The following is a 1,231-nucleotide window of genomic DNA, read 5'->3' as shown; positions in this document are numbered from 1 at the left end:
GGGTTATAGGCAAGAACGTGTGGATGGGTTCTTGATCTAGCCGCGGGATCTCGCGGTGAAATGGGGATGGTTATGGTCTGCGAGGCTTACTCGTGGACCTTCCCCCGAACTCGACGACGTGTCTGGTATGCGGCGATCCGCTGGTGAAGAATGGCAAGACCGCGGCCGGCACGCAACGGTGGCGTTGCGGGTCCTGTGGTGCGTCATCGGTCCGCCGTCGGATCGATGTCACTCGCCGGGAGCAGTTGCGCCGCTTCCTGGGCTGGCTGACCGGCAAGAACACGCAAGCCGAGATCGACGGCGGATCGGGCCGTTCATTCCGTCACGAGACGGCCTGGTGCTGGGCGTTGCAGCCGCGGATGCCCGTTACGGGCGAGGTTCATGACGCCGTCCTCGTCGATGGGATCTGGATCGGATCCTGGTGCCTGCTGATCGCTCTCAGCGACACCGGACACGTGATCGCCTGGCAATGGTCCGGTGGGGAGTCCACCGCCGCCTGGCAGGCCTTGTTCGAGCAGGTCCCCGAACCAGCAGTGGTCGTCACGGACGGGGGCTCCGGGATCCGTTCCGCGCTCGCGAACGTCTGGCCCGACGCCGCCGTCCAACGCTGCATCTTCCATCTGCAGATGAACATCACCCGCGAACTCACCAGGCGTCCGCGACTGAACGCCGGACGCGCGCTGCGCCGCATCGCACAAGCTCTCACCGGCATCCGCACGATCGATGACGCGATCGCCTGGCGGTTGACGCTCGAAGCCTGGTGGCAATCGTTCGGGCACCTCACCCGGGAGCGAACGATGTATGACAACGGCCAGTTCGGCTACACGCATTTACGATTACGCAAAGCCTGGAGCATCCTGCACCGCGCCGCCGAGGCCGGGCACGTGTTCACCTACCTCGAGCACGACAATCCGCGCACGACCAGCCCGCTCGAAGGCGGCATCAACGCTCAGATCCGTCACCTGCTGCGCCACCACCGCGGGATGAGCATCGAACACCGCCGACGCGCCGTCGAGTGGTTCCTGCTCCTGCACGAGATCCCCATCACCCGCGCGCACCTCTACGCCGACCAACCCGCACCGCCCGCCGCGCAACCCGCAGCAGAGGAGCGCCCCCGTCCGGCTCTCTACGACACCGGACTCGACCCGACCGAAGGCCTCTGGACCCGCTCAGGATGGGCAGGACGCGCATGACACACCCGAACCCATCCACACGTTCTTGCCGATAAGCC

Annotated in this window: 1 protein-coding gene; it reads left to right on the top strand. The window is 65.8% G+C overall.

Features of this window, described 5'->3' with window-relative positions; translation table 11 throughout:
- Positions 1-92 precede the first annotated feature (92 nt).
- Entirely contained in the window at positions 93-1,193 is a 1,101-nt protein-coding gene (locus tag ACYVGQ_RS18695; RefSeq protein ID WP_460786197.1) for an IS1249 family transposase, read from the top strand.
- Positions 1,194-1,231 lie beyond the last annotated feature (38 nt).

The organism is Microbacterium tumbae (genome assembly GCF_054780175.1).
The sequence above is the reverse complement of the archived record's forward strand: the minus strand, read 5'-3'. Positions and strand labels throughout refer to the sequence as shown.